Annotated in this window: 26 protein-coding genes and 7 tRNA genes; 5 read left to right on the top strand and 28 right to left on the bottom strand. The window is 64.1% G+C overall.

The window, feature by feature from the left end; translation table 11 throughout:
- Positions 1-76 precede the first annotated feature (76 nt).
- Genes HHL15_RS23225 through HHL15_RS23205 form a run of 5 tightly spaced genes read right to left on the bottom strand, consistent with a single transcriptional unit; the run spans position 77 to position 3,741 of the window.
- On the bottom strand, positions 77-433 hold the full coding sequence (locus tag HHL15_RS23225; RefSeq protein ID WP_169148193.1) for a hypothetical protein: 357 nt from the start codon (positions 431-433) through the stop codon (positions 77-79).
- A complete protein-coding gene (locus tag HHL15_RS23220; RefSeq protein ID WP_169148192.1) occupies positions 430-1,212 on the bottom strand; it encodes a competence/damage-inducible protein A in 783 nt (260 codons plus the stop codon). The genes HHL15_RS23225 and HHL15_RS23220 overlap by 4 nt, the downstream gene beginning before the upstream one ends.
- The gene (locus tag HHL15_RS23215) at positions 1,213-1,968 is read right to left on the bottom strand and encodes an EI24 domain-containing protein (RefSeq protein WP_169148191.1); all 756 of its coding nucleotides are present in this window, start codon (positions 1,966-1,968) and stop codon (positions 1,213-1,215) included.
- Positions 1,969-2,028: 60 nt separating this feature from the next.
- Entirely contained in the window at positions 2,029-2,799 is a 771-nt protein-coding gene (locus HHL15_RS23210) for an N-acetylmuramoyl-L-alanine amidase family protein (RefSeq protein ID WP_328825081.1), read from the bottom strand.
- A gap of 30 nt (positions 2,800-2,829) precedes the next feature.
- Positions 2,830-3,741 carry a TraB/GumN family protein gene (locus HHL15_RS23205; RefSeq protein ID WP_169148190.1) on the bottom strand — a complete coding sequence of 304 codons (912 nt, stop codon included), beginning with the start codon at positions 3,739-3,741 and terminating at the stop codon, positions 2,830-2,832.
- A 50-nt stretch (positions 3,742-3,791) separates the two neighbouring features.
- Here HHL15_RS23205 and miaA point away from each other — a divergent pair, with 50 nt between their 5' ends.
- The gene (miaA, locus tag HHL15_RS23200; RefSeq protein ID WP_169148207.1) at positions 3,792-4,751 is read left to right on the top strand and encodes a tRNA (adenosine(37)-N6)-dimethylallyltransferase MiaA; all 960 of its coding nucleotides are present in this window, start codon (positions 3,792-3,794) and stop codon (positions 4,749-4,751) included.
- Positions 4,752-4,780: 29 nt separating this feature from the next.
- Here miaA and HHL15_RS23195 read toward each other — a convergent pair whose 3' ends face one another.
- The gene (locus HHL15_RS23195; RefSeq protein ID WP_169148189.1) at positions 4,781-5,557 is read right to left on the bottom strand and encodes an EF-hand domain-containing protein; all 777 of its coding nucleotides are present in this window, start codon (positions 5,555-5,557) and stop codon (positions 4,781-4,783) included.
- Between the two features lie 335 nt (positions 5,558-5,892).
- Complete coding sequence (locus tag HHL15_RS23190; protein ID WP_169148188.1) at positions 5,893-7,395, bottom strand: FMN-binding glutamate synthase family protein; 1,503 nt, start codon at positions 7,393-7,395, stop codon at positions 5,893-5,895.
- A gap of 55 nt (positions 7,396-7,450) precedes the next feature.
- On the opposite strand from HHL15_RS23190, the gene nadC reads away from it, so the two are divergent.
- Both nadC and HHL15_RS23180 read left to right on the top strand, forming a co-directional pair.
- The gene (gene nadC, locus HHL15_RS23185) at positions 7,451-8,299 is read left to right on the top strand and encodes a carboxylating nicotinate-nucleotide diphosphorylase (RefSeq protein WP_169148187.1); all 849 of its coding nucleotides are present in this window, start codon (positions 7,451-7,453) and stop codon (positions 8,297-8,299) included.
- Between the two features lie 12 nt (positions 8,300-8,311).
- Positions 8,312-9,202, top strand: coding sequence for a hypothetical protein (locus HHL15_RS23180; RefSeq protein WP_169148186.1), 891 nt, complete (start codon positions 8,312-8,314; stop codon positions 9,200-9,202).
- 77 nt (positions 9,203-9,279) lie between these two features.
- Here the strand turns inward: HHL15_RS23180 and HHL15_RS23175 are convergent, their stop codons facing one another.
- From HHL15_RS23175 to HHL15_RS23075, 20 genes are all read right to left on the bottom strand, one after another.
- Positions 9,280-10,374 carry a sugar phosphate nucleotidyltransferase gene (locus tag HHL15_RS23175; protein ID WP_169148185.1) on the bottom strand — a complete coding sequence of 365 codons (1,095 nt, stop codon included), beginning with the start codon at positions 10,372-10,374 and terminating at the stop codon, positions 9,280-9,282.
- Positions 10,375-10,564: 190 nt separating this feature from the next.
- A complete protein-coding gene (locus tag HHL15_RS23170; RefSeq protein WP_169148184.1) occupies positions 10,565-11,005 on the bottom strand; it encodes a low molecular weight protein-tyrosine-phosphatase in 441 nt (146 codons plus the stop codon).
- Positions 11,006-11,131: 126 nt separating this feature from the next.
- Positions 11,132-11,208 (bottom strand) — tRNA-Asp (locus tag HHL15_RS23165).
- Positions 11,209-11,271: 63 nt separating this feature from the next.
- Positions 11,272-11,347, bottom strand: a tRNA-Glu gene (locus HHL15_RS23160).
- A 16-nt stretch (positions 11,348-11,363) separates the two neighbouring features.
- Positions 11,364-11,439: transfer RNA gene (locus tag HHL15_RS23155), tRNA-Ala, on the bottom strand.
- 37 nt (positions 11,440-11,476) lie between these two features.
- Positions 11,477-11,552, bottom strand: a tRNA-Glu gene (locus HHL15_RS23150).
- 49 nt (positions 11,553-11,601) lie between these two features.
- Positions 11,602-11,678 (bottom strand) — tRNA-Asp (locus HHL15_RS23145).
- A gap of 71 nt (positions 11,679-11,749) precedes the next feature.
- Positions 11,750-11,825 (bottom strand) — tRNA-Glu (locus HHL15_RS23140).
- Between the two features lie 17 nt (positions 11,826-11,842).
- A tRNA-Ala gene (locus tag HHL15_RS23135) sits at positions 11,843-11,918 on the bottom strand.
- A gap of 555 nt (positions 11,919-12,473) precedes the next feature.
- The gene (locus HHL15_RS23130; protein ID WP_206198937.1) at positions 12,474-13,217 is read right to left on the bottom strand and encodes a PEP-CTERM sorting domain-containing protein; all 744 of its coding nucleotides are present in this window, start codon (positions 13,215-13,217) and stop codon (positions 12,474-12,476) included.
- A gap of 358 nt (positions 13,218-13,575) precedes the next feature.
- Complete coding sequence (locus HHL15_RS23125) at positions 13,576-14,982, bottom strand: FAD-binding oxidoreductase (protein ID WP_169148183.1); 1,407 nt, start codon at positions 14,980-14,982, stop codon at positions 13,576-13,578.
- Between the two features lie 33 nt (positions 14,983-15,015).
- On the bottom strand, positions 15,016-15,912 hold the full coding sequence (locus HHL15_RS23120) for a patatin-like phospholipase family protein (protein ID WP_169148182.1): 897 nt from the start codon (positions 15,910-15,912) through the stop codon (positions 15,016-15,018).
- Between the two features lie 26 nt (positions 15,913-15,938).
- On the bottom strand, positions 15,939-17,267 hold the full coding sequence (gene rimO / locus HHL15_RS23115; protein WP_169148181.1) for a 30S ribosomal protein S12 methylthiotransferase RimO: 1,329 nt from the start codon (positions 17,265-17,267) through the stop codon (positions 15,939-15,941).
- A gap of 64 nt (positions 17,268-17,331) precedes the next feature.
- Positions 17,332-17,943: a polyhydroxyalkanoate synthesis repressor PhaR gene (gene phaR / locus HHL15_RS23110; protein WP_169148180.1), complete on the bottom strand. Its 612-nt coding sequence runs from the start codon at positions 17,941-17,943 to the stop codon at positions 17,332-17,334.
- Between the two features lie 107 nt (positions 17,944-18,050).
- A complete protein-coding gene (phbB, locus tag HHL15_RS23105) occupies positions 18,051-18,791 on the bottom strand; it encodes an acetoacetyl-CoA reductase (RefSeq protein WP_169148179.1) in 741 nt (246 codons plus the stop codon).
- 38 nt (positions 18,792-18,829) lie between these two features.
- Positions 18,830-19,570, bottom strand: a complete 741-nt coding sequence (phbB, locus tag HHL15_RS23100; RefSeq protein ID WP_169148178.1) for an acetoacetyl-CoA reductase — start codon at positions 19,568-19,570, stop codon at positions 18,830-18,832.
- Positions 19,571-19,695: 125 nt separating this feature from the next.
- Complete coding sequence (locus HHL15_RS23095) at positions 19,696-21,435, bottom strand: PHA/PHB synthase family protein (RefSeq protein ID WP_169148177.1); 1,740 nt, start codon at positions 21,433-21,435, stop codon at positions 19,696-19,698.
- A 268-nt stretch (positions 21,436-21,703) separates the two neighbouring features.
- Positions 21,704-22,513 carry a ZIP family metal transporter gene (locus HHL15_RS23085; protein WP_235943630.1) on the bottom strand — a complete coding sequence of 270 codons (810 nt, stop codon included), beginning with the start codon at positions 22,511-22,513 and terminating at the stop codon, positions 21,704-21,706.
- Positions 22,514-22,566: 53 nt separating this feature from the next.
- Positions 22,567-23,301, bottom strand: a complete 735-nt coding sequence (pgeF, locus tag HHL15_RS23080) for a peptidoglycan editing factor PgeF (RefSeq protein ID WP_169148175.1) — start codon at positions 23,299-23,301, stop codon at positions 22,567-22,569.
- The gene (locus tag HHL15_RS23075; RefSeq protein ID WP_169148174.1) at positions 23,301-24,290 is read right to left on the bottom strand and encodes an RluA family pseudouridine synthase; all 990 of its coding nucleotides are present in this window, start codon (positions 24,288-24,290) and stop codon (positions 23,301-23,303) included. The genes pgeF and HHL15_RS23075 overlap by 1 nt, the downstream gene beginning before the upstream one ends.
- Here HHL15_RS23075 and HHL15_RS23070 point away from each other — a divergent pair.
- Positions 24,277-25,080 (top strand): outer membrane protein assembly factor BamD, encoded by an 804-nt coding sequence (locus tag HHL15_RS23070; RefSeq protein ID WP_169148173.1) that lies wholly within the window; start codon positions 24,277-24,279, stop codon positions 25,078-25,080. The genes HHL15_RS23075 and HHL15_RS23070 overlap by 14 nt on opposite strands.
- A 9-nt stretch (positions 25,081-25,089) precedes the next feature.
- Positions 25,090-25,611: a DUF2946 family protein gene (locus HHL15_RS23065; protein ID WP_169148172.1), complete on the top strand. Its 522-nt coding sequence runs from the start codon at positions 25,090-25,092 to the stop codon at positions 25,609-25,611.
- A gap of 26 nt (positions 25,612-25,637) precedes the next feature.
- On the opposite strand, the gene HHL15_RS23060 is transcribed toward HHL15_RS23065, so the two are convergent.
- Positions 25,638-25,964: cupin domain-containing protein (locus HHL15_RS23060; protein WP_169148171.1), on the bottom strand; the 327-nt coding region annotated here is incomplete at its 5' end.

Below are 25,964 nucleotides of genomic sequence, written 5' to 3'. Positions count from 1 at the left end.
CTTCCCTCTCCCTGCCACAACGCAGCGGGAGCATAGCGGGGCAAGGCTGCACGCCCGTGACAGCAGCAGTCACGGCCTACAGTTGGCGGTGGCGGAAACTGGCAGGGGCGTGGGAAAAGATGGCCGAGAAGACCAGGATGGACCAGAACAGGGCTGGCCGGGCGGCTTCGTCCGCCGCAAACCACAGCAGCAGGGCCAGCTTGAGGAGCAGCGACAGGCCGGCAAACTCCCGCAGCCAGACCGGGTTGGACCAGGCGTCCAGCGCTGCCATGAGCACGCCGGAGATCACCAGCAGCTCGGCGAAGGGCCCTGCCGCCGCGGCCGCGCCCGCGAGCAGGCCGGCCCCCACGCCAACCACGCCAGCCAGGTGGGCGGCCCGCAGGAACACCACCAGCCAGCGCCGGCCGGGGAAGTCCCGGTAGCCGCAGGTCACGCAGCATCTCCGGCGGGCGGGGCCTCCCAGGTGTAGCCGCGCTGGCTGACTTCGGCGGTGATCAGGGCCATGGCCGCCGCGACACGCTGCGCCGGGCCCTTCATGCCCAGTTCGATATGGCGGCGCCCGCCCTCCCCGCCCACGCTCGGCAGGCTGAACAGGGTGGCATCGGGAAAGTCGGCGGTAATGCGCTCCATCAGGTCGATGAGCTTGCCTTCCATGGCGTCCCAGACGATCACCGACTGCTCGACGTAGTCTTGCTGGTGATGCAGATGGGCAAAGCGGGTATCGAGCACCCACTCCACCATCGGCCAGGCCATTACCGGGAAGCCGGGCACGAAGAAGTGGTTGCGGATGGAGAAGCCGGGGATGCGGTTGTAGGGATTGGGGATGATCTCGCTGCCTTCCGGATACACGCCCATCTGCAGGCGCTGCGGAGTGGTCTCGTCGCCGAAGCGGGCACGGATCTCGGCCTCGGCTTCGGGGTGCAGGGCCAGGGGCAGGCCGAGTGCCTCGGCGGCGGCCTGGCGGGTGTGGTCGTCCGGGGTGGCACCGATGCCGCCGAAACTGAACACGATGTCGCCGGTGGCGAAGCTCTCGCGCAGGGTTTGCACCAGCCGCGGCCGTTCGTCGCCCACGTAGCGCACCGATGCCAGGCGCAGGCCGCGGGCCTTGAGCAGCTCCAGCACCTTGCCCAGGTGTTTGTCCTCGCGCCGGCCGGAGAGCAGTTCGTCGCCGATGATGATTGCGCCAAAGGCGGGGATTGCGTTGTCAGCCATTCATTTCACCTCGATGATGTTTTCCCGGTTGTCGTCGGTCAGGCGACTGACCCGCAGAGCAGACAGCAGGTAGTGCACGAAAGCCAGCCCGGACATGGCCGGGGCGAACAGGTTGAGCACCGGTATGTGGGCCATCACGGCGCCCAGCAGGCCCACGCCGAACAAACCGCTGGCGTGCACCGCCGGCAGTTCCTTCATCTCGGCCCGGTCGGCATGTGCCATCAGGGCGTCGTAGCGGAAGGCGCGCTGGTTGAGCCAGGCAGTGAGGATCAGGGAGATCACCAGGCCCACGCCGGGGATCAGCCACAGCGGAAGGGTGAGGATCAGCAGCACGAGGAACTGCAGCACCGAGGTGAGGGCGTTCCACACGCTGCCCACCTGGCTGCCGCCGGCGCGCCGGGCGATATCGGCGTAATCCTGCGCCGCCACCTTCTCGGCCATCAAGGGCAGCGCCACCGCGGCGACCAGGAAGGCCGCCGTAACGTAGATGATGGGCAGCGCCAGCACCACCAGGCTGAGCTTGAACATCACCAGGGCGACCATCAGGGCCGATTCGGAGCCCGCCAGCCAGTCGCCAACCAGCGGCAGGCCGGTGACGAAATGCGTACCGAGCTCGATCAGGGCGCCCCAGCTGGCCACCAGCAGGCCGGACCAGATGATGGCGGCGAGCAGGGTCGGCCACATGAGATGCCACAGGATGCCGCGCCGGGTGAGGCTGCGGGCGGCGGAAAAATAGGACAGCAGAACGTTCTTCATGTTGCGGGAAGGTCTCCTTGGCTTCCAGGGCCTGGATTTTCGCCGATCGGCGGCGCCCGGTCACGGATTCCCCGTGCCCGGAGGCTTGGAACCTCCGGCAGCCGGCGGGTTCGCGGCAGTGTCGAACATGCCGCAGGCGCGCAGGCCCTGCGCCACGGCCTCGGCGGTGAGGGCGCGCCGGGCGGGAGTGGCCAGCGCCAGCTCTTCGTCCCGATCCACAATGACGCCGGCCTCCAGCAGCACGGCGGGCATGCTGGCCGTCTTCAGCACCACCAGATTGTCGTAGAAATACACGCCATTGTCCGCGTCGGCCCAGGGCCGCAGCACGCCGGAGGACGACACACCATGGTGTGTGGCGACCGCCAGGCCAGCCTGGCGCAGGTGCGCGCCGATGGCACTGGCGCAGGCGATGCTCTCGACCGGATACGGGTTGAGGCGTGACACGAACAGCGAGAAGCCGGTGAAGCCTTCGGCGTAATGCCGGGCCTGGCCCTGCCAGACCCAGGGGCGCAGGGCCTCTTCCTTGACCGAGTCGTGGTGGATGGACAGGAAGAAGCGGGCACCGCCGGCCTCGGCCTCGCGGGTACGCTCGCGCAGCTCGGCCATCTCGCCCCGCTGGCCGATGAGACTCACGGTTCCACCCTCGGCTTGCAGGCGCGCGGCGACCACGGCGGCAAGGCTGTGGTTGTAGTCGAACTCGGTGATGCCGCGGGCGCTGGTGGCGCCGGGCCGGGCGAGATAATGCCCGACATCCACAGCTATCGGCCCGGCCTGGGCGGGTGCGGCCAGCAGGCAGGCGAACAGGGTGCAGGCGGGTGCAGGAAACTTCACGTTGCGGCTCACGTCACGGCCCACTGCAGGCTAGTCGGGCGTGGCATCGAGCTGGCGCAGCTTGTAGCCCTTGGCTGCCAACTGCACGACCAGCCCTGACGGACCGCCCAGGTGGGCTGCCCCCACCGCCACGAAGGGACGGCGGCCGGTCTTGAGCTGCTTGTCGATGCGCAGCGCCATCTCGCGGTTGCGCTGGCCCAGCAGGGCGTCGAGCAGCGGCTGCATGGCCTCGCCCGCCATCTCTTCGCGCATCAGGCGGTCCAGCTCGGCGGCGTCGCCGTCGCGCCAAGCCTGCAGCATGGCACCGAAATAGGCGCTGGCTTCGCCGCTGTCGATCAGATCGACGACCTCGGCGAGGTAGGCCAGCTGGGCCTTCTCGCCCCCTGCGCCAAGGGCGGCCACTTGGCGCCTGGCCGTCTCCAGCGCCAGCAGGGGCAGGCCCCGCGCACGTGCCTGGCGGGCCAGCCACAGATCCACGCCCTGCGACGCGCCATAACCGGCCTTGTCGGCCGCCTGCAGGCTGAGCAGGGTCGCCACCATCCACGGCTGCAGGCGCTGGATGGCCTCGGCAGGCAGCCCGAAGCCCGCCGCCACGCGCTCCAGCCGGGTATTCAGTTCAGGCGGCAGGCGCTGCCCGAGGCGCTGGCCCGACGGCAGCATGCCGGCCTTACGCAGCTGGACGACCAGCTGCGGATCGTCCGGATCGAGCTCCAGGGCCAGCACATCGGCCTTGGCAAAGGCTTCGCGCACCACCCCGGGCAGCGGGAAGCAGGCCTCGTCACAGACGTGGATGGTGCCGAACAGCCAGGCCCGCACGGCACCGCGGGCATCCCGCAACTCCCACAGAAACGTCGGCCCGGCGGCGAACGCCTGCGCCGACACCATCAGCATGACGGCCAGCAGGCCGATGCGCCCCATGCGCTTCATCATCACCCGCTTCATCCTCCCCCTATCCCAACCGCTACAATGCGCGTCCACTCGAAAGCCGCATGATGCCTCAAACGCCCCTGCTTCCCCCCGCCATCCTGCTGATGGGCCCGACCGCCAGTGGCAAGACGGCCTGCGCGCTGGCCCTCGCGCGCAGCCTGCCCGTGGAGATCATCAGCGTTGATTCGGCCCTGGTGTTCCGCGACATGGATATCGGCACGGCCAAGCCCAGCGCGGCGGAGCAGGCTGCCTGCCCGCATCACTTGATCGACATCCTGAGCCCGGAGGAGGCGTATTCGGCCGCGCGCTTCTGCGAGGACGCGCGCCGGCTGATGGGCGAGATCACCGCGCGCGGCCGCATTCCGCTGCTGGTGGGCGGCACCATGCTGTATTACAAGGCGCTTCGCGAGGGCTTGTCCGACCTGCCCGAGGCCGACCCGGCGCTGCGCCGCGAGATCGAGGAGGCAGCCGCCCGGGATGGCTGGCCGGCCCTGCATGCCGAGCTGGCGCGCCTGGATGCCGCCGCCGCCGCCCGCCTGGAGCCGAACGACGCCCAGCGCATCCAGCGTGCCCTGGAGATCGTGCGCCTCACCGGCGAGCCGCTGGCCGCCAGCTATGCCCGCCGTGAAGCCACGCCGGACAGCCATCGCTATATTCCGATCGCGCTGAGCCCCGGCGACCGGGCGGTGCTCCATGCGCGCATCGAGAAACGCTTCGACGCGATGCTGCTGGCCGGCTTCGTGGACGAGGTGGTGGCGCTGCGCCGCCGCTACACCCTGGACCCGGGCCTGCCGTCGATGCGCTGCGTGGGCTATCGCCAGGCGCTGGAGTACCTCGAGGGCGACTGCGACTTGCAGACCTTCCGCAGCAAGGGCATCTTCGCCACCCGCCAGCTGGCCAAGCGCCAGATCACCTGGCAGCGCAATTTCCGGGAGAACTGGGGCGATCTGGTGGAGGTGGAGTGCCTCGAGGACCGGCTGGAGAGCCGTGTCCTCGAGCTGGTCGAGTCACGCATCGGCAGCTGACACAGACCCGGCGTGCTGGTGGCTCGGCTTCAGGCCGAGATGGCAACACTGCTGCCCGTGCTGGCGCTGCTGTCGGCGTCGCTGCCATAGGCCCGCATCAACTCCATGAGCCGATGCATCATGCGGGCCTCGGCATGGGCGGTGGAGGCGGAGCTGCTGGTGCTGGCGCTGCTGCTGGTGTCGCTTGTCGAGCTGGCGCTGGTGCTGGTGCCGGAAGTGCTGCTCGACGTGGAGGAACTGCTCGACTGCTGGTAGGCCATGGCCTCGGCCCGGCTGACCTTGCCGTCGCCATTGGCGTCGGCGGCCTCGAAGTTGGCCACCACGTCGGAGATCAAGGAGGAGCGCTCGCTGTCGGTGGAGCCGATCTCCTCCAGCTGGCTGCTGAGCTGGTCCTTGGTGAAGCCGGCGTCGTCCTCATCCCGCGGCGGAGGCGGCGGCATGCCGCCCATGGCCCCGGCACCGCCCGCTCCCCCCATGCCACCCATGCCACCGGCCATGCGGCTGCCAAAAGCCTGGCTGTCCAGCGCATCGGCCAGCTTCTGGATGCTGCTGGAGAACTCGCTCTCGGTGACCTGGCCATTGCTGTCACTGTCCAGAGCGCTGAACAGCGAGGAGGCATCCGACGATGAGGAGCTGCTGTCAGTGGACGAGAAGACCTGACTGAAGGCCGATTGAAGATCGCTCTCCTCGATGTAGCCCTGCCCCTTGGTGTCGAGCTTGGAGAAGAGCTTGCTTGCCATCTGGCTGGGATCTGGGCGGGTGAATGCCGCCGATGCGCTGCTGTAACTGCCGATGTTGCTGACCATGATGCCTTCCTTTGCTTGCCTTGACCCGGTAAGCCGCCGGTCGTCGCGGGCTGGCTGCGTTCGCCTTGCCAGCCCTGTTCAGATAGCAATTTAACGGCCGAAAGGCGGCGACCTGCCCGCCAAGGGCCGTAAAGGGAAGTAAAGTTGGGTTAAGCAAACCGGCTATGGTCGGCCCCGCAGCCCTTCGATAGGGCCGGATCGTGAGGCGCTGCGGGTAAGGTGGCCGTGCCGCGGTAAATATTGCCGCCCCACCCTGCGCCAGGCCCTTCCCGCCTCACCGTATGGAAGCTGGCCGCAGGCAGCATGGCCCGCGGCGCGGCGGCAGGAAGTGCCGTCTAGAACAGGCCGGCCTTGCCGTCGAAGGGCTCGGGATAGGGGTAGAGCATGTTGAAGGCTTCGCTCGTACCGTCAGCCTGGACCCGCCGTACGTGCTCGCGCCGGAACTCGCGGGCATGACGCAGGCCGCAGGCGTGGGCAATCATGTCGATCTCCCGGTTCATGTTGCGGGCGTATTGGGCCACCCGCAGGTATTTCTCCTCCACCACCAACCCGCGCTGCAGCTTGGGGTTGTGGGTGGTAATGCCGGTCGGGCAGGTGTTCTGGTGACAGCGCATGGCCTGCACGCAGCCCAGCGAGAACATGAAGCCCCGCGCAGTGTTGACGAAGTCGGCACCACAGGCCAGGGCCCAGGCGGCCCGCGCCGAGGTGACCAGCTTGCCGGCGGCGATCACCCGCACCCTCTCGCGCAGGCCGAACTCGATGAGGGTGTCCACGACCCGCGGCAGGGCCTCGTCGATGGACAGGGCCATGTGATCGGCGAGCGCTTGTGGCGCAGCACCGGAGCCGCCTTCGCCACCGTCCACGGCGATGAAGTCCGGCGCGGTGTCGAGCCCACGCCGCAGAATGGCTTCACACAGTTCGTGCAGGAAGCGTCGCCCACCGATGGCGGTCTTGATGCCCACCGGCTTGCCGGTCAAGGTGCGCACCCGCACGATCATGTCGAGCAGCTCATTGACGTTGCCCACGTCCCGATGGCGGTTGGGGCTGATGGAATCCACGCCGACCGGGATGCCCCGGATCGCCGCAATCTCGGGCGTGACCTTGGCCGCCGGCAGCACGCCGCCCTTGCCCGGCTTGGCACCCTGGGACAGCTTGATCTCGAAGGCCTTCACGGCATCGATGGCGGCCAATTCACGCAGCCGCTCGTCGGACAGCTGCCCGTCGGCGTCCCGCACTCCGTATTTGGCCGTGCCGATCTGCATGATGATGTCGGCACCGCCTTCGATATGCGCCGGCGCCAGGCCGCCTTCACCGGTATCCATCCAGCAGCCTGCCTCCGCGGCGCCCTTCGACAGGGCCAGCACCGCCGGCCTCGACAAGGCGCCGTAGCTCATGCCACTGATATTGACGATGGAGCGGGCCACGAAGGGCTTGGCCGCATAGCCCTCGCCGATGGCCAGGGGCGGCGTGGGCGCCTGGTCTTCTTCCAGCACCGGGAAGCCGGCATTCACGAAGAGCAGCGCGCCGGGCTGGTGAAGGTCATAGGTGGAGCCGAAGCCGATGACGCCACCTTCGTTCTTGGCCAGCCGGTACACCCAGCCCCGGGTAGCCCGGTTGAAGGGCATCTCTTCCCGGTCGCCGAGAAAGAAGTACTGGCGGAAATATTCGCCAAGCTGCTCGAAGAAGTAGCGCAGGTGACCGATCACCGGGTAATTGCGCAGGATTGCATGCTTCTTCTGGGTGATGTCCTGAACATACCAGTAGGTCAGGCCTCCACCGACCAGCATCACGATCAATACGCCCAGACTTACCTGCAGCACGCCCATCATGGTGCTCATGGCCTCTCCCCCCCGGTGTTAGAATTTCGCGCCGGAACATCTTAGGTGACTCTCGATGGAATTTGCAGAACAGCTTCGCGTTGAAGTCCAGCGCTCCGTGGCCGCCTCCCTGGCCGAAGACATCGGAACCGGCGATCTCACCGCCCGCCTGGTCCCCGCCAGCCGTGGCGCCCGTGGCCGCGTGATCACCCGCGAGGACGCCGTGCTGTGCGGCACGGCCTGGTTCAACGCCACCTTTGCCGCGCTCGAGCCCGATGCTTCGGTGATCTGGCACGTGCGCGACGGCGAACGCATCAAGCCCGGCCAGTTGCTGTGCGAGGTGGACGCCTCAGCCCGCTCGCTGCTCACCGCCGAGCGCACCGCTCTGAATTTCGTGCAGCTGCTGTCGGGCACCGCCACCCTGACCTCCACTTTCGTGCAGGCTGTGGCAGGCACCCAGGCCAGAATCGTCGACACCCGCAAGACCCTGCCGGGCTTGCGCCTGGCCCAGAAATACGCGGTGAAGGTCGGCGGCGGAACGAATCACCGCATCGGCCTCTACGACGGCATCCTGATCAAGGAAAACCACATCATCGCCGCCGGCAGCATCAAAGCGGTTATCGAGCAGGCCAAGTCCTTCGCGCCCTCCAATGTGTTCATCGAGGTCGAGGTGGAAGATCTGGCACAGCTCGAGGAGGCCCTCGAGGCCGGTGCCAGGATGATCCTGCTGGACAACATGGATCTGAACCAGATGCGCGAGGCGGTTGCCATCAACCAGGGCCGCGCCGAGTTGGAAGCCTCCGGCGGCGTGAATCTGGAAAAGGTGCGCGCGATTGCCGAAACGGGGGTGGACCGCATCTCCATCGGCAGCCTGACCAAGGATGTGCGCGCCATCGACCTCTCCCTGCGTCACGTGGAAGAGTAAAGCTGCTACGCCATGCACATCGAATTCGACGGCCCGGTATCCACCGCCAACTCGCCCACCCTCCGCCAGGTCATCGAAGCCTTGCTGACGCGCATCCAGGCGCGGGACGATGACCTCGACCTGACTGCCCTGTCGCGCATCCTGGTCAGCGATGACTTTGCCGCCACCGAGCGACGCTTCGGCGTCACTCCGGCGGGCAGCGCACACCTGTCACGCCTGGTGCCTGACGAGGGCGGCCTGGCCCTTCTCCTCGACGGCAGCAAGCTGTGGGAGACCCTGTCCGGAGATGGCGGCGAGATCGCACGATTGATCCACCACCTGCACAAGGAGTGCTGGCGCCTCCACGAATCCCAGGCGCCCTCGCCCACCGAGGCAGCCACGCCACTGGGCCGCGCGCTGTCCCCCATCGTGGCCGCCATGTGGCAGGAATACCGGGTCAACCGTCGGGCCGCATGGTCGGTGCCGGCCGACTCCGACCTGCTCCTCAACCATCTTGCCGGCCTGGTCCGGGCCTTGCCGGAAGGCATGCAGGAGGAGATCACCCTCTACTACGCCGACCAGGACCTGGACAGCCTGTTCGCCAAGAGCATCGGCCGCATCGCCCACCTGATGCAGGCGCTGGCCCATGTGCAGGGCTATCTCGACGGCCTTGAGCAGCCACTGAAGGCGATCAGCGCCGAGATGGACGAGTTCGTTACGAGCTCCTACATCGCCCCCCTGTGGCTCACCACGGCACAACACCTGGCGGCAGGCCACAGCATCGAGCCCGGGGAACTCGCTGACGCCCCCCTGCTTCGCGACATCCAGGCCGCGTTTGCCAGCTTCGGCCTGCAGTTGCGGGAGGAAGAAGGCGATGTCTGGGTGGACGTGCAGCCCCCCGGCAAGCCCGAAGTCCTGCACTAGCCCTAAAAGTCGATGGCCCGTCCGCACACCGAGTGCGGACGGGCCATCTGCAGGATCGTGCGCCGCAGGGTGGTGGATCAGCGTCCGCGCGCATCCCCCCAGCGCAGGAGACACTCGTCGTCCCCCACGTAGTGCGCATCCCCGTTGCGGGTCACGCAATACTGCGGGGAGACGATCATCTCGGAGAAGCGCTGACCGTCGGCAATCCGGGTGTATTCGAACAGGATGCTGCGCTCGACCTTGGCTCCCGACTTGACGTGGCTGCCATGGCCGATCCAGGTCGGTCCGATGATTGATGCGCCCGGTTCGATACGAACGCTGGAGCCGATGTAAACCGGGCCGACGATCTGCACGCTGTCCCAGGCAATCGAGGTGTTCGGGCCGACCCAGACGCCAGGACGGATCTCCTTGCCCGGCATGTCCATCTGGGCCACCTCGCCACTCAACACGCGCATCAACACCGTCCAGTAGTCACTGAGACGGCCGATGTCGATCCAGTTGAAGAAGCGCTTCTGGGCAAAGAAAGGCAGCTCTCGCTCCACCAGCATCGGGAACAGCTCGCTGCCGATGTCGAAGGTCTGGCCCGGCGGCACCAGATCCAGGACTTCGGGCTCGAAAATATAAATGCCGGTGCTGGCCAGATTTGACTTGGCCTCTTCGGGCTTCGGCTTCTCCTGGAAGGACTGGATACGCCCGGATTTGTCAGCCACCACAACGCCGTAGTTCTTGACCTGGTCCTGCGGCACCTCGAGCGTCACGACGCTGGCCACGGCCTCCTTGGACTTGTGCTCGTGCAGCGCGGCACCGATATCCAGGTCGATGATTGCATCACCGCAGATGACCAGCGTGGTCTCGTCGAAGAAACCGGAGAAGTCCTGGATCTTGCGCATGCCACCGGCGGAGCCGAGAGGCTTGGGCACAACCTCGCCGTGATCCCTTACGCCTTCGTAGGAATAACCGATGGAAACGCCCCAGCGATGGCCGTCGCCAAAGTAGTTTTCGATCTTGTAATGGTTGTAGGCCACATTGATCATGATCTCGCGGATGCCGAAACGGGCCAGGTGCTCGATCAGATATTCCATCACCGGCTTACCCAGAATGGGCACCATCGGTTTGGGAACATTTTTGGTGAGAGGCCTTACCCGCGTTCCCTGGCCGGCAGCCAGAATCATTCCCTTGGCCAAACTGTCACTCCCTGAAAATAAATGCCATCCATCAAAGTGGGCGGCTGAAGGCACCAAGAATGGGATCTGCCGCCCCGGAACTGTGCATAGCTTACGTCACAGTTATTTACCAAGCATTCTATCAGCTAGACCGTGAATTTCATGCTAAACGCGTTAAGACGTCCGAAAAAGCGTGAAATCAGACACGCTTCAGCCAGGCCGCCACTTCTTCCTGCACAAGTTCATAAGCCGCACGATGAGAGGCACTCCCGCGCTGATAAGGATCCGGGACCTCCCGGCTGCTCCAGTGACCAAGCAGGAAGACCTTGCCGCGGGCAGTCGGATCCATCGCAAGGATGTAATCAAGGTGATGCTTCTGCATCACCAGGATGAGATCAGATTGCCGGGTATGCGATGAATCGATCTGCCTGGCCCGGTGGGCCTCCATGGGGATTTCGAGGCCCGTCATGAAATCTAGCGCCGCATCATCGGCAGGATGATTGACGAGAGCACCAATCCCGGCCGATGCCACCTTGACCCCGGTGCGGCCCTTGCTGCTCAGGCCATGGCGGATCAGGAACTCGGCGACGGGGCTGCGGCAGATGTTTCCAGTACAAACAGTGAGGATGGTATTGAACACGGCAGGCAATCGATGTAGGGGCGAGCGGATTTTAACGCCAGCTGAGCGCAAGGTCGTTGAAAGACATCACATGAGGCGAAAAACAGGCAAAAAAAGAGGGAGCCAAAGGCTCCCTCTTTTAGATGTTGGCGGAGTGGACGGGACTCGAACCCGCGACCCCCGGCGTGACAGGCCGGTATTCTAACCAACTGAACTACCACTCCAAACTGCTACTTCAGCCTCACTGACCGAAGCCACCTGCGTTGCTGCCGCAGGATTCTTGATCCTGGCGTCCCCACGGGGATTCGAACCCCGGTTATCGCCGTGAAAGGGCGGTGTCCTAGGCCTCTAGACGATGGGGACCCGGTACTGCTAAAAGTGGTGGAGGTAAGCGGGATCGAACCGCTGACCTCTTGCATGCCATGCAAGCGCTCTCCCAGCTGAGCTATACCCCCACGTAACTGCTACAGGCAACCAACAACCTGCTGAAACTGGCGTCCCCACGGGGATTCGAACCCCGGTTATCGCCGTGAAAGGGCGGTGTCCTAGGCCTCTAGACGATGGGGACCTACTTTCCCTGAGAACGGAGGAAAGCTGGCTTCCTCGTTCCTTAATGCTGGCGGAGTGGACGGGACTCGAACCCGCGACCCCCGGCGTGACAGGCCGGTATTCTAACCAACTGAACTACCACTCCAACTTCAAACATCCACCTCAGCCGAACTTCGGCTAAAGCTACCTGCTTTACAGCTGCAGGACTTTTTATCCTGGCGTCCCCACGGGGATTCGAACCCCGGTTATCGCCGTGAAAGGGCGGTGTCCTAGGCCTCTAGACGATGGGGACCCGGCACTACAAGTTGTTGGTGGAGGTAAGCGGGATCGAACCGCTGACCTCTTGCATGCCATGCAAGCGCTCTCCCAGCTGAGCTATACCCCCCGTGCAACGAGAAACGCATTATAGAGAAGCCAATCGCGGATGTAAACCTCTTTTGACGATTTTCTGCATCTCCTGCCAAACAGGCACCCCAGCCTCCACCTCGCAGAGCAAGCTCTTGACCCTCGACTACGACAACAGGCCGCCTTGCGGCACACCTCATACCGTTTCATACCCACCGCCAGACAACCAAAAGCACGCGGCGCTTCGCGCACCACATCGCGCGCACTGCGGGCCGGCCGAAAGCCTCAGCGGCACCCCAAGAAGGCCCGGCCAATCCGCAGCCAAACCTGCAGGGGCAACCAATCCGCCATCATCACCTCAATAGGGCGGGATCTGGATGCGGCGAACCGACTCATCACAGCGGCTTTTTCAGGCGCGAGGCGGCGATATCTTCCAGGGCCAGAACCCCCTCTTCGCCACACAACCGGGATCTACGCCACGTCGCAGCAATCAACCTGCGGCGGGGCCATCACCCGCAGGAGCGCACCAATACTGAGCGCGCATGAAAAACGGCGGCTTGCGCCGCCGTTTTTACAGAACCATCTGGTAATACTATCAGGCAGCCTTGCGACGACGCAGAGCAGCCAGACCAGCCAGGCCAAGGCCAACCAGCGCCATCGAACCAGGCTCAGGCACAAAGCGCAGGGCACCATTGGCGAGGAAGCGGCCATCGATACGACCATCCTGCAGACTGGCAGCATCCAGCGCAGCCAGCACGGCATTGAAACCGGTCAGGGGAGAATCGTTCTCGGTGATGTCGATCACCCAGGTGTCGTTGGTCAGCACATGGGAGACGCTCAGGGTGCCGGAACCAATCAAGCTGTTGGCCAGAGGACCAAACACGGCACCCAGCAGCATATTGACGGTATTAACGGAACCGGAGAAGGTGTTGGTCAGACCCTTCACATCAACGCCATCGGAAGTGAAGGTGTTGGTGGTGAAGTTATAGACAAAGCTGGAACCGGTGATACCGGAGGTGGAAGCATCCACAGTACCCAGCGGCACCCAGACAGCGGTGTTGGGAGCACCAACCGGGGTCGGGCCACCGTAGTCAATCATGAAGCCGCCAATACGCTCCACCTTATACTGACCGGTGGGCGGCACATTGACGTTCAGGACGCCGTCCAGGTTGGACAGGCTGATCCGGTAGGAGTTGGGAGTGGCATCGGCAAAGCCGGTGATCTCGAAACTACCGCCCAGCCCGGTGGCAGTGGTCAGGTAGGCAGCAGCGTTGGCCACGGAAGCGCCGGACAGAGCAACGGCAGCGCCGAGCACGAGAGAGAAACGATTGGCTTTCATTCGAAATTCCTCAAAAGTTGATCGGGATCGATATTCTTATTGTTTACCCTACGAAGACACGTCGGTGCACTCGACAGGCAAGCAGACACCTGGACACAACAGCAAATTTCAAGCCCGATTATACAAACCACTGTTATTTAACCAAATTACTATAATGGGCAAACGACGCGAACGAGCAATGTAAAAAATCCTGACATTTCCGCCATCTCATCGGGATGCCGAACGCCTACCGCGCCACCACCTACCCACCATGGGTAAATTGATCGACACCCTGCATACTGCGAAACCACCAGGCCGCCCAGAGCACTCCTGCCCCGCCTTCAGGAAGGGCGGCGGCATATCGCCTGATCGGGAGCACTTAAAGGACCTTCCCCGGATTCATGATTCCCGCGGGATCGAACAAACCCTTGATGCCTCGCATCATCGCCATCTCGACAGGCGACTTGTAACGGGTCAGGAGCTCCCGCTTGAGCTGGCCGATGCCATGCTCTGCTGAAATGGAGCCATGCAGAGAGTGCACGACATCGTGCACCACCCGCCCCACCTCTTCGGTGCGCGCAAGGAATGCTGCGTTCGCACCCCTAGCCGGCTGCGACTGGTTGTAGTGCAGGTTGCCATCACCAACATGACCAAAGGCGACGATGCGGATACCCGGATAGCTCGCCTCCAAGGCCTGCCCCGCCCGCTCCAGGAACTCGGGAATCGCGCTGAGCGGCACGGAAATATCGTGCTTGATGCTGAAACCCTCGCGCTTCTGGGCTTCGGAAATGTTCTCCCTCAGCCGCCACAGCTCGGCAGCCTGCCGTTCGCTGGTCGCGACGACCCCATCGAGCAGACAACCATCGTCCCCTGCATCGGCGAGCACCTCCTCAAGGAGCGCAGCCAGAGCCGCCTGCTCGCCAAAATCGGTCAGCTCAGCCAGCACATACCAGGGGTGCACGCCCGACAGGGGATCCCCCGCAGCTTCGATATGCTGGAACACCAACTCCAGTGCCTGCCGCCCGACCAGCTCGAACGCACTCACACGCTCACCGGCAGCCTCGCGCAGCCGCCCCAGCAACTCGACGGCCTTGGCCGGAGTCGGCACGGCCAGCCATGCAGTGGCGGTGGCGCGCGGACGCGGAAAGAGCTTGAGCGTCGCTGCAGTGACGATGCCTAGCGTGCCTTCGGCACCGATGAACAGCTGCTTAAGGTCGTAACCCGTGTTGTCCTTGCGCAACCCACGCAAGCCATTCCAGACCTCGCCGCTGGGCAGGACAACCTCCAGCCCGAGCACCAGATCCCGGGTATTGCCATAGCGCAGCACCTGCACGCCGCCAGCATTGGTGGAAATCACCCCGCCTACCTCGCAACTCCCCTCCGAGGCCAGCGACAGCGGAAACAGGCGATCCACGGCGGCGGCGGCGGCCTGGGCTTCCGCAAGAGTCGCCCCAGCCTCGATGGTCAGGGTGTTGTTGGCCTGATCCACATCCCGCAACCTCCGCAGACGCGACACATTGAGGACAATGCAACGCCCCTCCATCAAGGGCGTCGCGCCACCACACAGACCGGTATTCCCGCCCTGCGGGACGATCGCCACGCCCGCGGCCCCACACAACCGGACTACCTCCGCAACCTGAGCGGTATCCTGCGGACGCACGACGGCAAGCGCATTGCCCGTGTACCGCCCCCGCCAGTCGCTCAGCCAAGGCGCCATTCCGGCCGCATCGACAAGACAATGAGGCGCCCCGAGCAGGGCCTGAAGTGAAGCAATGAAGTCAGTCATGACAAGCTCCCCGGCTTTCGCCAAGACAGCGACTCAACGCCCCAGGGCGCGATGAATGGCGGGAAGAACGGCGGCCACGGCGGCCTCGCCTTCTGCGATGGCCTCCGCACCCCGGTGAAAATCCATCAAGCCCAATTGGGCGAGACGAGGCGAGACGACCACGTCGGCGGGCTCCCCGGCCAGACGACTGCGGGCGATCCGGACCGACATGATGGAGATGCTGCTCTGCATGACGCTCAACAGGGACGGCAGGGCCTCATCGTCCGAGTCGCCATTGTGACCATTGCGGCCCAGGCGGGAGAGCAACCTGCGGTGCCAGCCGCTGGCCGCCTCCACCGGTTCGGGCGGCGGCGCCCTGTTCCGCCAGGCCCAGCCCACCACATCGGAATTGAGCTCGACGGCGATGACTACGTCCGCCCCCATGGCACGGGCGAGAGACACCGGCACCGGATTGACCAGCCCTCCATCCACCAGCAGACGCCCATCCTGCCAGACCGGTGCCATCAATCCAGGCAAGGCGATGGAGGCACGGACAGCTTCGGAAACGCTGCCCTCCCTCAACCACACCTCATGTCCGCTGTGCAGGTCGGTGGCAACGCATCCAAAGACGTGAAGCAAGGCCGTGAAGTCCCGATCGACAAACTCCCTTTCGAAAAAGGCCATCAGCTTGTCGCCTTTGAGCAGGCCGCCGCGGAGGCCCATGTCCATCAGCCCGACCACATCCTGCCAGCCTAGCGCCTCGACCCAGGCACCGAGCTTGTCCAGGTCACCGGTTGCGGCAATGGCGCCAACAAAGGCGCCGATCGAGCAGCCACTGATGATGGCGGGCTCGATGCCCTCCCGGGCCAGCGCCCGCAGCACGCCGATATGTGCCCAGCCTCGCGCCGAGCCACTGCCGAGGGCGATGCCGATGACAGGCTTGCGCTTCATGGCCGGGTGCCAGGCTAAGGTGGCGCTCAGAGAGGCTCGGCGTAGAGATCGTGCACGTCGCAATCAGTGATGCGGACGCGGGCAAACTCTCCGGGCTGCAGGTTCTCCCCGGCCGGAATGATCACCAGGCCATCGATATCCGGCGCATCCCCAGGCGAACGTGCCAGCGCCCCCTCCTCGTCGATCTCATCCACCAGCACGGTCATCTCCCGACCGATGAAGCGTTCGAGGCGCTCGGTGGAGATATCTTCCTGGAACTCCATCAACTGAATGCGGCGCTCCTCGCGGACCTCGTCGGGCACCGGATCAGCCAGTTCGTTGGCGGCAGCCCCCTCCACCGGGGAGTAGGCAAATGCGCCGACGCGATCGAGGCGGGCCTCTTCGAGGAACTGCAGGAGCTCCTCGAAGTCTGCGTCGGTCTCGCCAGGGAAGCCGGTGATGAAGGTCGATCGGATAGTCAGGTCCGGACAGATCTCGCGCCAGCGGCGGATCCGCTCCAGATTGTTCTCGGTACTGGCCGGCCGCTTCATGGCCTTCAGGATGCGCGGGCTCGCATGCTGGAAGGGGACATCCAAGTAAGGCAGGATCTTGCCCTCCGCCATCAGCGGGATCAACTCATCCACGCTCGGATAGGGATAGACGTAATGCAGGCGGACCCAGACCCCCAGGTCACCCAGCGCATTGCACAGGTCATAGAGTTTAGTGCGCATCGGCCGGCCGCCCCAGAAGCCGGTACGGTACTTGGTATCGACCCCGTAGGCGCTGGTGTCCTGGGACACGACGAGAAGCTCCTTGACCCCGGCATTCACCAGGTTTTCCGCCTCGCGCATGACCTCGCCGATGGGCCGGCTCACCAGATCGCCACGCATGGACGGGATGATGCAGAAGGTACAGCGGTGGTTGCAGCCTTCGGAGATCTTCAGGTAGGCGTAGTGGTCGGGCGTCAGCTTGACACCCTGGGGCGGCAGCAGGTCAATGAAGGGATCATGGGGCTTGGGCAGATGCTTGTGCACCTCGTGCATGACCTGCTCGGTGGCATGAGGCCCCGTCACCGCCAGCACCTGCGGATGCGCAGCCATCACCACATCTTCCTTGGCGCCCAGGCAGCCGGTGACGATTACCTTGCCGTTTTCATTGAGAGCTTCGCCGATGGCATCGAGAGACTCTTCCACTGCGGCATCGATGAAGCCACAGGTGTTGATGACCACGAGATCCGACCCTTCATAGGAAGGGGAGATCTCATAGCCCTCCGCGCGCAGGCGCGTGAGGATGTGTTCGGAATCAACCAGGGCCTTGGGGCAACCTAGCGATACAAAGCCCACCTTGGGGGCGGCCGCGGGTTTGGCTTGGGTCATGCTTTGAAAAACCTGATGGGTAAAAGTGCAAGGGCCGCGACAACTGCGCGGCCCAGGGATTCTATTATTTCTTGGGAGTGGGAGGTGGCGTTGTCTCCGCCACAGGCCCGTCATTCTTTTCGCCGGGGAAACCAGGCGGGGGCGGGAAACCGGGGAACTGAAAACCAGAGAACAGGTTGCGCGTCTGGCTGTCCAGCTGCTCCTGCATCTGCGCATACATCTTCTTGCTCTGCTCCATGTAGGCGCCCATCATGCTCTGCATGGCGGGCCCCTGAAAATTCAGGAACTGAGCCCACAGGTCCTGGCTGACCGTGGCGTTCTCACCATAGACGGAACGGACCTGGTCCTGCAGCTTGGCCTGCATGTCAGTGAAGGCCTTGATGTTGTTCTCCAAGTACTTGCCCATCATCCCCTGCATGGCATTGCCATAGAAGCGGATCATCTGGGACAGCAGGTCACTGGTGAACATCGGCGCACCACCGGCCTCTTCTTCGAGGATGATCTGCAGCAGGATGTTGCGCGTGAGGTCTTCTCCGCTTTTGGCGTCAACGACCTGGAAGGTGCCACTCTCGAGCACAAGCTCCTTGACGTCGGCGAGCGTGATGTAAGAACTGGTCTGGGTGTCGTACAGGCGGCGGTTCGGGTACTTTTTTATCAGGCGAATCTGGTCGGCCATTCGTGTCTTCTCCTCGGCGATTGAGTTCGCCTCCGGAGATTATACTGCGCTGCGCAAAAAAAAGCCCCGCCTTGGGGCGGGGCTTTTGTGACGCACTTGACAATGTCTTACTGATAGTAGAGACCGCCATTCACGTTCAGGGTGGCACCGGTTACGTAACCCGCCAGCTCGGAAGCCAGATAGGTCACCGCGGCACCGATTTCTTCGGGCTTGCCCAAGCGCTTGGCCGGCACGGTGTCGATGATCGCGTTACGTACTTCTTCCTTGATCGCCATGACCATGTCGGTGCCGATGTAGCCCGGAGCGATGGCATTGACGGTCACGCCCTTGGTGGCCAGCTCGGCAGCCAGCGCCTTGGTGAAACCGATCACACCAGCCTTGGCCGCGGAGTAGTTGGTCTGACCAGCCTGGCCCTTGACGCCATTCACCGAGGAGATGTTGATGATGCGGCCCCAGCCACGTTCCGCCATCTTGGGGGAAATGGAGTGAGTCACATTGAAAAGGCTGGTGAGGTTGGTCGCGATGACCGCATCCCACTGACCCTTTTCCATCTTCGGGAAGAACTTGTCACGGGTGATACCGGCGTTGTTCACCAGGATGTCGATCGGGCCCACTTCAGCAGCGATCTGCTCAACGGCCGCCTTGCACTGCTCGTAGTCGGACACGTCGAAACCGTACACCGGGATATCCAGGCCTTCGGCCTTGCGGGCTTCAACCCAGGCATCCTTGGCGGGGTCGCCGGGGAAGAAGTTACCCACCACGCGGACGCCGGCAGCAGCGAGGGATTTACAGATTGCAGTGCCGAGGCCACCAACTGCGCCAGTAACAAGAGCGATACGCTGAGTCATTTCACTTTCCTTTGTTGCGGTGCCAAATGGAGCCGTGATTAGAACATATGCTGACCGCCGTTGATAGAGATGTTGGCGCCTGTCACAAAGGCCGCCTCGTCGGACGCGAGGTAGGCCACCAGCCCTGCAATCTCCTCGGGTTTGCCGAGGCGGCTGACCGGGATATGCGGCAGGATCTTGGTCTCAAGCACTTCCTGGGGAATCGCCATGACCATCTTGGTGCCGATGTAACCCGGGGAGATGGTATTGACGGTGACCCCGGCCCTCGCCACTTCCAGCGCCAGCGCCTTGGTGAAGCCGTGCATGCCGGCCTTGGCTGCCGCATAGTTGGTCTGACCGAATGCACCCTTGATGCCGTTGACCGAGGACACGTTGATGACGCGCCCCCACTTGCGCTCGACCATGCCGTCCATGACCTGCTTGGTCATGTTGAAGACGCTGTCGAGGTTGGTGTGGGTCACCGCATCCCAGTCAGCCTTGGACATGCGCTTGAAGGTCATGTCCCGGGTGATGCCGGCGTTGTTCACCAGCACATCCACCGGCCCGATGTCACGGACGATGGTTTCGATGCAGACCTTGCAGGAATCGAAGTCGGAGACATCACAGGGGTAGGCCTTGAAGCCATAACCCATGTTGTTCATCGACTGCAGCCATTCGGCCGCCTTTTCGTTACCCGGCGAATGCGTGGTGATGACCTTGTACCCCAGGGCCGCCAACTTGATGCAAATGGACTCTCCGAGACCACCCATACCACCGGTTACGAGCGCTACACGTGCCATGATTCTCCCTCCTTGTCGTGATTTTTGCGGGGGTCAAATGCATGCCGGCAACGCCCCCATTCTGATTCTTCGCTGCCGACGCGTGACGACAGCCGCTAGCCCTGAGCGGGCGGCGGCTGCCTCTATCAGGCCGTTTCCTTGACGTAACGTCCGGGAGCCGGCTCGATGACCTTGTATTTGGCATTGCCCGGCTTGGTCCGCGCAGCCACCATCGGACCACCACGGGTCTTCAGCCATTCAACCCAGTGCAGCCACCAGCTGCCGGGCTTCTCGGTGGCGCTCTCCAGCCACTCCTCCGGCACGGAGGCGGCGGAGTCACCGACCCAGTAACTGCGCCGATTCTTCGAAGCCGGGTTGATCGCGCCTGCGATGTGCCCGCTCGCGCCCAGCACGAAGGTGGTCTCACCGCCGAGGATCTGGCGCACCAGGTAGGCGCTGGTCCAGGGCACGATGTGGTCCTCACGGGCCGCCAGCAGGTAGGCGGGGAGGTCGACCTTGCCCATATCCACCTTGACGCCGAGCATTTCGAGCTTGCCGGGCACCCGGAGGTTGTTCTCCAGGTACATGTTGCGCAGATACCAGGCCAGGAAGGGGCCGGCCAGGTTGGTACTGTCCGAGTTCCAGTAGAGCAGGTCGAAAGCCTCCGGCTGCTTGCCCTTGAGGTAATTGCCGACCACGTACTGCCAGATCAGGTCGTTGGCGCGCAGGCTCGAGAAGACCTGGGCCAGTTCGCGCCCCTTGAATATCCCGCTCTTGCCGATGGTGGCTTCACGGGCGGCCACGGAGGCCTCGTCCACCAGACAGCCGATCTCGCCGGCATCGCTGAAATCGAGCAGGGTCGTCATCAGGGTCAGGCTTTCGGCCGGATCCTCGCCCTTGGCACGCAGCACGGCCAGCGCCGACGACAGGATGGTGCCGCCCACACAGAAACCCAGCACGTTGGGCTTGTCGACCTTGGTGATGTCGCGGACCACCTGCAGGGCGGTGATCGGCCCCTTTTCCAGGTAGTCGTCCCAGCCAAAATGCGCCTGCTCGGCCTTGGCGTTCTTCCAGGACACCAGGAAGACCGTGAAGCCTTGTTCCACTACGAAGCGCACCAGCGAGTTCGCCGGCTGCAGATCCATGATGTAGAACTTGTTGATGCAGGGCGGGACGATCAGCAGCGGGGTCTTGTGCACCTTCTCGGTCAGCGGCGCGTACTGGATCAACTGGATCAGCTCGTTCTCGTAGATCACGGAACCGGGCGAGGTGGCCAGGTTGCGACCGATCTCGAAGGCCGAATCGTCAGTCATCGAAATGCGCCCCTTCTCCATGTCGGAGATGAGGTTCTTGATGCCCTGGGTGATGCTCTCGCCCTTGCTGTCCAGCGCCGTGCGGATGAATTCCGGGTTGGTGGCAGCAAAATTGGAGGGCGCCAGGGCATCGATGTACTGGCGGGTGAGGAACTGCATCCTCGTCTTGCTGCGTCCGTCAGCCACCGGCAGCGCATCGGCCACCTTGGTCAAGTAATCGGCGTTCAGCAGGTAGGCCTGGCGGATGTAGTCGTACACTGGACTGGAACTCCAGTCGGGCGCATTGAAACGGCGATCGCCAGGCTGGGGCTTGACGACCGGCTCGACCGGCTCGCCGGGACGGGCCTGGGACATCGCCGCCCAGAGGCGGGCATGGGCTTCGGCCAGATCCTTCTGAAGACGGGTCAGCTCCTCGGTCTCCGGCAGGGGGATCTGCGGTGCCGATGCCGGCGCCACCTGCTGCATCGCTGCATTCTGCTTGCCAAGGAAATCGAAGAACCCCTCGGCCAGGGACTGGCCGAACTTGAACATGCTCTGTAGTGCCTCTGCGGACTGCTCCGGTGTTACCGACATCTACCTCTCCTTGTTGTGTGCTTCAAAAGCAACGCCCGGAAAGCAAGCGCAATGACAACCGAGGCACGCGGGGCCGATACCGCCCTTCCGCTTCGGCTTGTAGAATCCGGGTATGTATATCGTTGCGATTGCTTGGATTTATGTCGCCCTGCTCGCGACGCTGGCCGAGACCAGCGTTGTCGGCGGGGTTCTGACTTTCTTCTTCTATGGCGTTGCGCCGCTCTCCCTGTTCCTGTGGCTCTTCGGCACACCGGCGCGACGCCGCCGATCAGCCCAACGCGCGCTCCGCGAGCGGATGGGCGAGGACGATGGAGGCAATGCCGGCGGCGATCAATAATACCTGCTGCGCAGTAGCCCGCAATTCGGTCCGTTTATGCAAACCCGGAATGAGGTCGGCCACTGCCACGTAGATCATACTCGCGGCCGCAAGCGCAAGAAACACCGGCACCAGCGACTCCATGTGAGAAAGTGCGAAATACGCCAGCATGCCGCCAACCAGGGTCGCGAGACTCGACAAGAGGTTGAACACAAGTGCCTTGGTGCGGCTATAGCCGGAGTGCAGCAGGATCAGGAAATCCCCCACCTCCTGGGGGATTTCGTGGGCGATGATAGCCAGTGCGGTGACAATGCCGAGGGGCGTGCTTTCCACGAAGGCCGCCGCAATCAGGACGCCGTCCACGAAATTGTGAAATGTGTCACCCACCAGGATCAGCAGGCCACTGCGCCCGTGATCGTGACCATGCCCGTGGTCACGATGGTCCTCGCCGGCGGCATGCCCGTGGCCGTGGCAGCCCTCGTCATGGCAATGACGCCACAGCACCAGCTTCTCCAGCACGAAGAAAAGCAGGATGCCGGCCAGGATGTTCATGGCCGCACGCTCGGGGCTCTCCGCCGCCTCGATGGCATGCGGCAGGACCTCAAGGAAAGCCGCCCCGAGCAAGGCTCCGATGGCATAGCTGATGAGGGTGGGAACCCAGTGGGGACGAGCCGCCCAGGCGAAGCCGGCGGCCACCACCACACTCAGCAGCCCCCCTGCAAAACTCATTGCAATAATCCAGGCAAGGGGGGTCATGGTCATGGGCAGGAAAGACACGGGGGCGCAGTATAACGTCAGAGACCGGAGGCAAAGCCTCAGTCCAGCCAGATCAGGGAGGCCATGCGGCCGGTCACCCCGTCACGGCGATAGGAAAAAAAACGGGTGGCATCGGCATGGGTACAGAACTCACCTCCATGCACTCGCGCCACACCCAGTGCAGCAAGCCTCAGACGGGCCAGCGCATACAGATCGGCCATCCACTTGCCAGGCGTGGCGGTGGCCCGAAAGGCGCGGGCAGCCTGGGGCGTGTGGCTCATGAACGCCTGTCGGACCTCCTCGCCGACCTCGAAGGCGTCCGGCCCGATGGCCGGCCCGAGCCAGGCGACCAGGCTCGAGGGAGGCACGTCCATCGCCGCCACGGTGGCCTCGACGATTCCGCCATGCAGCCCCCGCCAGCCGGCGTGGGCCGCAGCCACGACGCTCCCGGCCACATCGCACAACAGGACAGGGAGGCAGTCCGCAGTCATCACGGCACACACGCGTCCGGCACGACGACTCACCACGGCATCGGCATCCATCAGGCCGCCGGACCAGGTGTCGGCATCGAGGACCGTCGTGCCGTGGACCTGGTTCAGCCAGCAAGGCTCAACCGGCACCAAGGCCTGCAGCCGGCGCCTGTTCTCAGCCACCCGGGCAGGATCGTCCCCGACGTGCTCACCGAGATTGAGGCTGTCGTAGGGCGCTTCGCTGACTCCGCCTGCACGGGTCGTGACCAAGGCGTGAACACGATCCGGTGCAGGCCAGCCCGGCCGGATTCCGTTGATTCCCATCACCCTCTCCGTCCTCCGCCGAGCTCGTCGAGAAGCTGCTGAAAGTCGCCCGGCAAGGCAGCCTCCCAGCGGCACGGCTGCCCGGTGCGCGGATGGATCAGGCCCAGTTGCCAGGCATGCAGGGCCTGGCGGGAGAATGCATCAAGACGCGGATCGGCGCTGCGGGTCTTGCCATAGGTCGCATCGCCGACCAGCGGGTAACCGATATGAGCCATGTGCACCCGGATCTGATGGGTTCGCCCGGTTGCCAGGCTGCATTCGACCAGGGTCGCCCGCTCGAAGCGCTCGACCACCCGGTAGTGGGTCAGGGCCTCTCGCCCGCCAGGCACCACGGCCATCTTTGTCCGCTGCACCGGATGGCGGCCGATGGGCGCCTCCACTCGCCCCGATTCCAGGGGATGGCCATGCACCAGGGCGTAGTAATGCCGCTTGACACTGCGCGCCTGCAACTGACGGACGAGGTCGGTCTGAGCCTCGAGGGTGCGCGCCACCACCAGCAGGCCACTGGTGTCCTTGTCAAGTCGATGCACGATACCGGCCCGGGGCAAGGCCCGGCAGCCCGCATCATGATGCAGCAGCGCATTCAGGAGCGTCCCGGACCAGTTGCCGCTGCCCGGATGGACCACCAACCCCACCGGTTTGTCGATGACCACCAGGGTCTCGTCCTCGAAAACCACGTTGAGGGGGATGTCCTCGGCCTGCTCCGCCAGCACGTCGTCGGCGGGCTCGGGACTCAGTTGGACCGTCTCCCCCCCCCAGACCTTGCTCTTGGAGTCCGGCGACTTGCCGTCGATCAGGATCCGGCCGGACTTCAACCAGGACTGCAGGCGACTTCGGGAATGTTCGGGGAACAGGCGCGCGAGGGCCTGATCGGCGCGGAGGCCGGCCAGGTCGACAGGAATGGATTCTCGCTGCGGGCTAAGGGAAGGAATGGCTGGGCTATAATCGGCCCACTCATCTTCCAAAGAGTTTTCAATGGCGCATTTCACCCTGCGTAGTTTAACGCTTGCCGGCTTTCTTCTGCTTGCCGGTTGCAGCGGCCTGCCCGATCAGGCTGACGAAACCACCGGCTGGAGCGCCCAGAAGCTCTATTCGGAGGCCAAGGAATCCATGTCCGACGGCGCCTGGGACCGGGCCATCAAGATGTTCGAAAAACTTGAGGCCCGCTACCCGTATGGTCGCTACGCCCAGCAGGCCCAGCTTGAAGTGGCTTACGCCTACTACAAGTCCAACGAGCCGGCCTCAGCCATCGCCGCCTGCGAGCGCTTCATCAAGCTCCACCCGAACCACCCGAACGTCGATTACGCCTACTACCTGAAGGGCCTCGCCAACTTCAACGAGGATCTTGGCCTGCTCGGCTCCCTGGCCAACCAGGACCTGTCGGAGCGCGACCCCAAGGCCACCCGCGCCTCCTTCCAGACGTTCAAGGAACTGGTTCAGCGCTTCCCCGAGAGCAAGTACGCACCGGACGCCACCCTGCGCATGCGCTACTTGGTGAATGCCCTGGCGTCCTACGAGGTCCACGTGGCCCGCTACTATGTCCGCCGGGGCGCCTATGTGGCCGCAGCCAACCGGGCCCAGGCCACCGTCAAGGACTTCCCCCAGTCCCCAGCGACCGAAGAAGCCCTGTTCCTGATGGTCAAGAGCTACGACGAGCTCAAGCTCAAGGAGCTGCGTGACGATGCGGAGCGCGTGCTGCGCCAGAACTACCCGAAGAGCCGCTTCCTTGCCGGCGAGACCACGCTCAACACCACCACGCCGTGGTGGAAACTCTGGTAGTCCGCTGCAATGGATGACGCGGTTCGCCTGGCCCTCGCCAAGTGGCCGGACGTCCCCTCCTGCACGGGCTGGCTGCGCCTGAGCCGACGAGGCGAATGGCGGGTTCCCGAAGGGCCGGTTCGTCACGCGGGCCTTAGAGCCTTCATCGGGCGCAACTACCAGGCCACAACTGACGGACGCTGGTTTTTCCAGAACGGCCCGCAGCAGGTCTTCGTCGATCTGGACTACACGCCCAGCGTACTGCACCTCGAGAACGCCGGAACACTGCGCACCCACACGGGGACACAGGTCCAGTCGGTCAGCGGCGCCTGGTTCGATGAAGAAGGCTGCCTGCTGCTCGAGTGCGAGCACGGCATTGCCCTCCTGGACGACAGGGATCTCGCCGCATTCTGCGCCCACCTCGAAGGCGACCTGGAAACCCCTGGAGCCACCCTCACCCTCAGCTGGGCAGGGCTTCGGCTGGAGGTGGGCTCAATCCGGCAGGAAGAAGTCGCCACCCGGTTCGGATTTACATCCAAGCCTGGCGGCTGACGCCATTCGGTGAAGCCCCCCTGGCCTCACCCCCGCCCGTACTTGTCCTCAAACCGCACGATGTCATCCTCACCGAGGTAGCTGCCCGACTGCACCTCGATGATCTCCAGCGGCACCTTGCCCGGGTTGGCCAGGCGATGCACATGGCCCAGCGGGATGTAGGTGGATTCGTTCTCGCCCAGCAGGAAGGTCTTCTCCCCGTTGGTCACCTCGGCGGTGCCCTTCACCACGATCCAGTGCTCGGCCCGGTGGTGGTGCATCTGCAGGCTCAGCCGCGCGCCCGGGTTGACCACGATGCGCTTCACCTGGAAACGCTCGCCGTTGTCGATGGAGTCGTACCAGCCCCACGGCCG

Source organism: Zoogloea dura, assembly GCF_012927165.1.
Lineage (GTDB): Bacteria > Pseudomonadota > Gammaproteobacteria > Burkholderiales > Rhodocyclaceae > Zoogloea > Zoogloea dura.
The sequence above is the reverse complement of the archived record's forward strand: the minus strand, read 5'-3'. Positions and strand labels throughout refer to the sequence as shown.

Bases quoted from the DNA above. Each gene is read 5' to 3' on its own strand.
- HHL15_RS23220 (WP_169148192.1), bottom strand. From the start codon at position 1,212: ATGGCTGACAACGCAATCCCCGCCTTTGGCGCAATCATCATCGGCGAC.
- HHL15_RS23215 (WP_169148191.1), bottom strand. From the start codon at position 1,968: ATGAAGAACGTTCTGCTGTCCTATTTTTCCGCCGCCCGCAGCCTCACC.
- HHL15_RS23205 (WP_169148190.1), bottom strand. From the start codon at position 3,741: ATGAAGCGGGTGATGATGAAGCGCATGGGGCGCATCGGCCTGCTGGCC.
- miaA (WP_169148207.1), top strand. From the start codon at position 3,792: ATGCCTCAAACGCCCCTGCTTCCCCCCGCCATCCTGCTGATGGGCCCG.
- HHL15_RS23195 (WP_169148189.1), bottom strand. From the start codon at position 5,557: ATGGTCAGCAACATCGGCAGTTACAGCAGCGCATCGGCGGCATTCACC.
- HHL15_RS23190 (WP_169148188.1), bottom strand. From the start codon at position 7,395: ATGAGCACCATGATGGGCGTGCTGCAGGTAAGTCTGGGCGTATTGATC.
- nadC (WP_169148187.1), top strand. From the start codon at position 7,451: ATGGAATTTGCAGAACAGCTTCGCGTTGAAGTCCAGCGCTCCGTGGCC.
- HHL15_RS23180 (WP_169148186.1), top strand. From the start codon at position 8,312: ATGCACATCGAATTCGACGGCCCGGTATCCACCGCCAACTCGCCCACC.
- HHL15_RS23175 (WP_169148185.1), bottom strand. From the start codon at position 10,374: ATGATTCTGGCTGCCGGCCAGGGAACGCGGGTAAGGCCTCTCACCAAA.
- HHL15_RS23130 (WP_206198937.1), bottom strand. From the start codon at position 13,217: ATGAAAGCCAATCGTTTCTCTCTCGTGCTCGGCGCTGCCGTTGCTCTG.
- HHL15_RS23125 (WP_169148183.1), bottom strand. From the start codon at position 14,982: ATGACTGACTTCATTGCTTCACTTCAGGCCCTGCTCGGGGCGCCTCAT.
- HHL15_RS23120 (WP_169148182.1), bottom strand. From the start codon at position 15,912: ATGAAGCGCAAGCCTGTCATCGGCATCGCCCTCGGCAGTGGCTCGGCG.
- rimO (WP_169148181.1), bottom strand. From the start codon at position 17,267: ATGACCCAAGCCAAACCCGCGGCCGCCCCCAAGGTGGGCTTTGTATCG.
- phaR (WP_169148180.1), bottom strand. From the start codon at position 17,943: ATGGCCGACCAGATTCGCCTGATAAAAAAGTACCCGAACCGCCGCCTG.
- phbB (WP_169148179.1), bottom strand. From the start codon at position 18,791: ATGACTCAGCGTATCGCTCTTGTTACTGGCGCAGTTGGTGGCCTCGGC.
- phbB (WP_169148178.1), bottom strand. From the start codon at position 19,570: ATGGCACGTGTAGCGCTCGTAACCGGTGGTATGGGTGGTCTCGGAGAG.
- HHL15_RS23095 (WP_169148177.1), bottom strand. From the start codon at position 21,435: ATGTCGGTAACACCGGAGCAGTCCGCAGAGGCACTACAGAGCATGTTC.
- HHL15_RS23085 (WP_235943630.1), bottom strand. From the start codon at position 22,513: ATGACCATGACCCCCCTTGCCTGGATTATTGCAATGAGTTTTGCAGGG.
- pgeF (WP_169148175.1), bottom strand. From the start codon at position 23,301: ATGGGAATCAACGGAATCCGGCCGGGCTGGCCTGCACCGGATCGTGTT.
- HHL15_RS23070 (WP_169148173.1), top strand. From the start codon at position 24,277: ATGGCGCATTTCACCCTGCGTAGTTTAACGCTTGCCGGCTTTCTTCTG.
- HHL15_RS23065 (WP_169148172.1), top strand. From the start codon at position 25,090: ATGGATGACGCGGTTCGCCTGGCCCTCGCCAAGTGGCCGGACGTCCCC.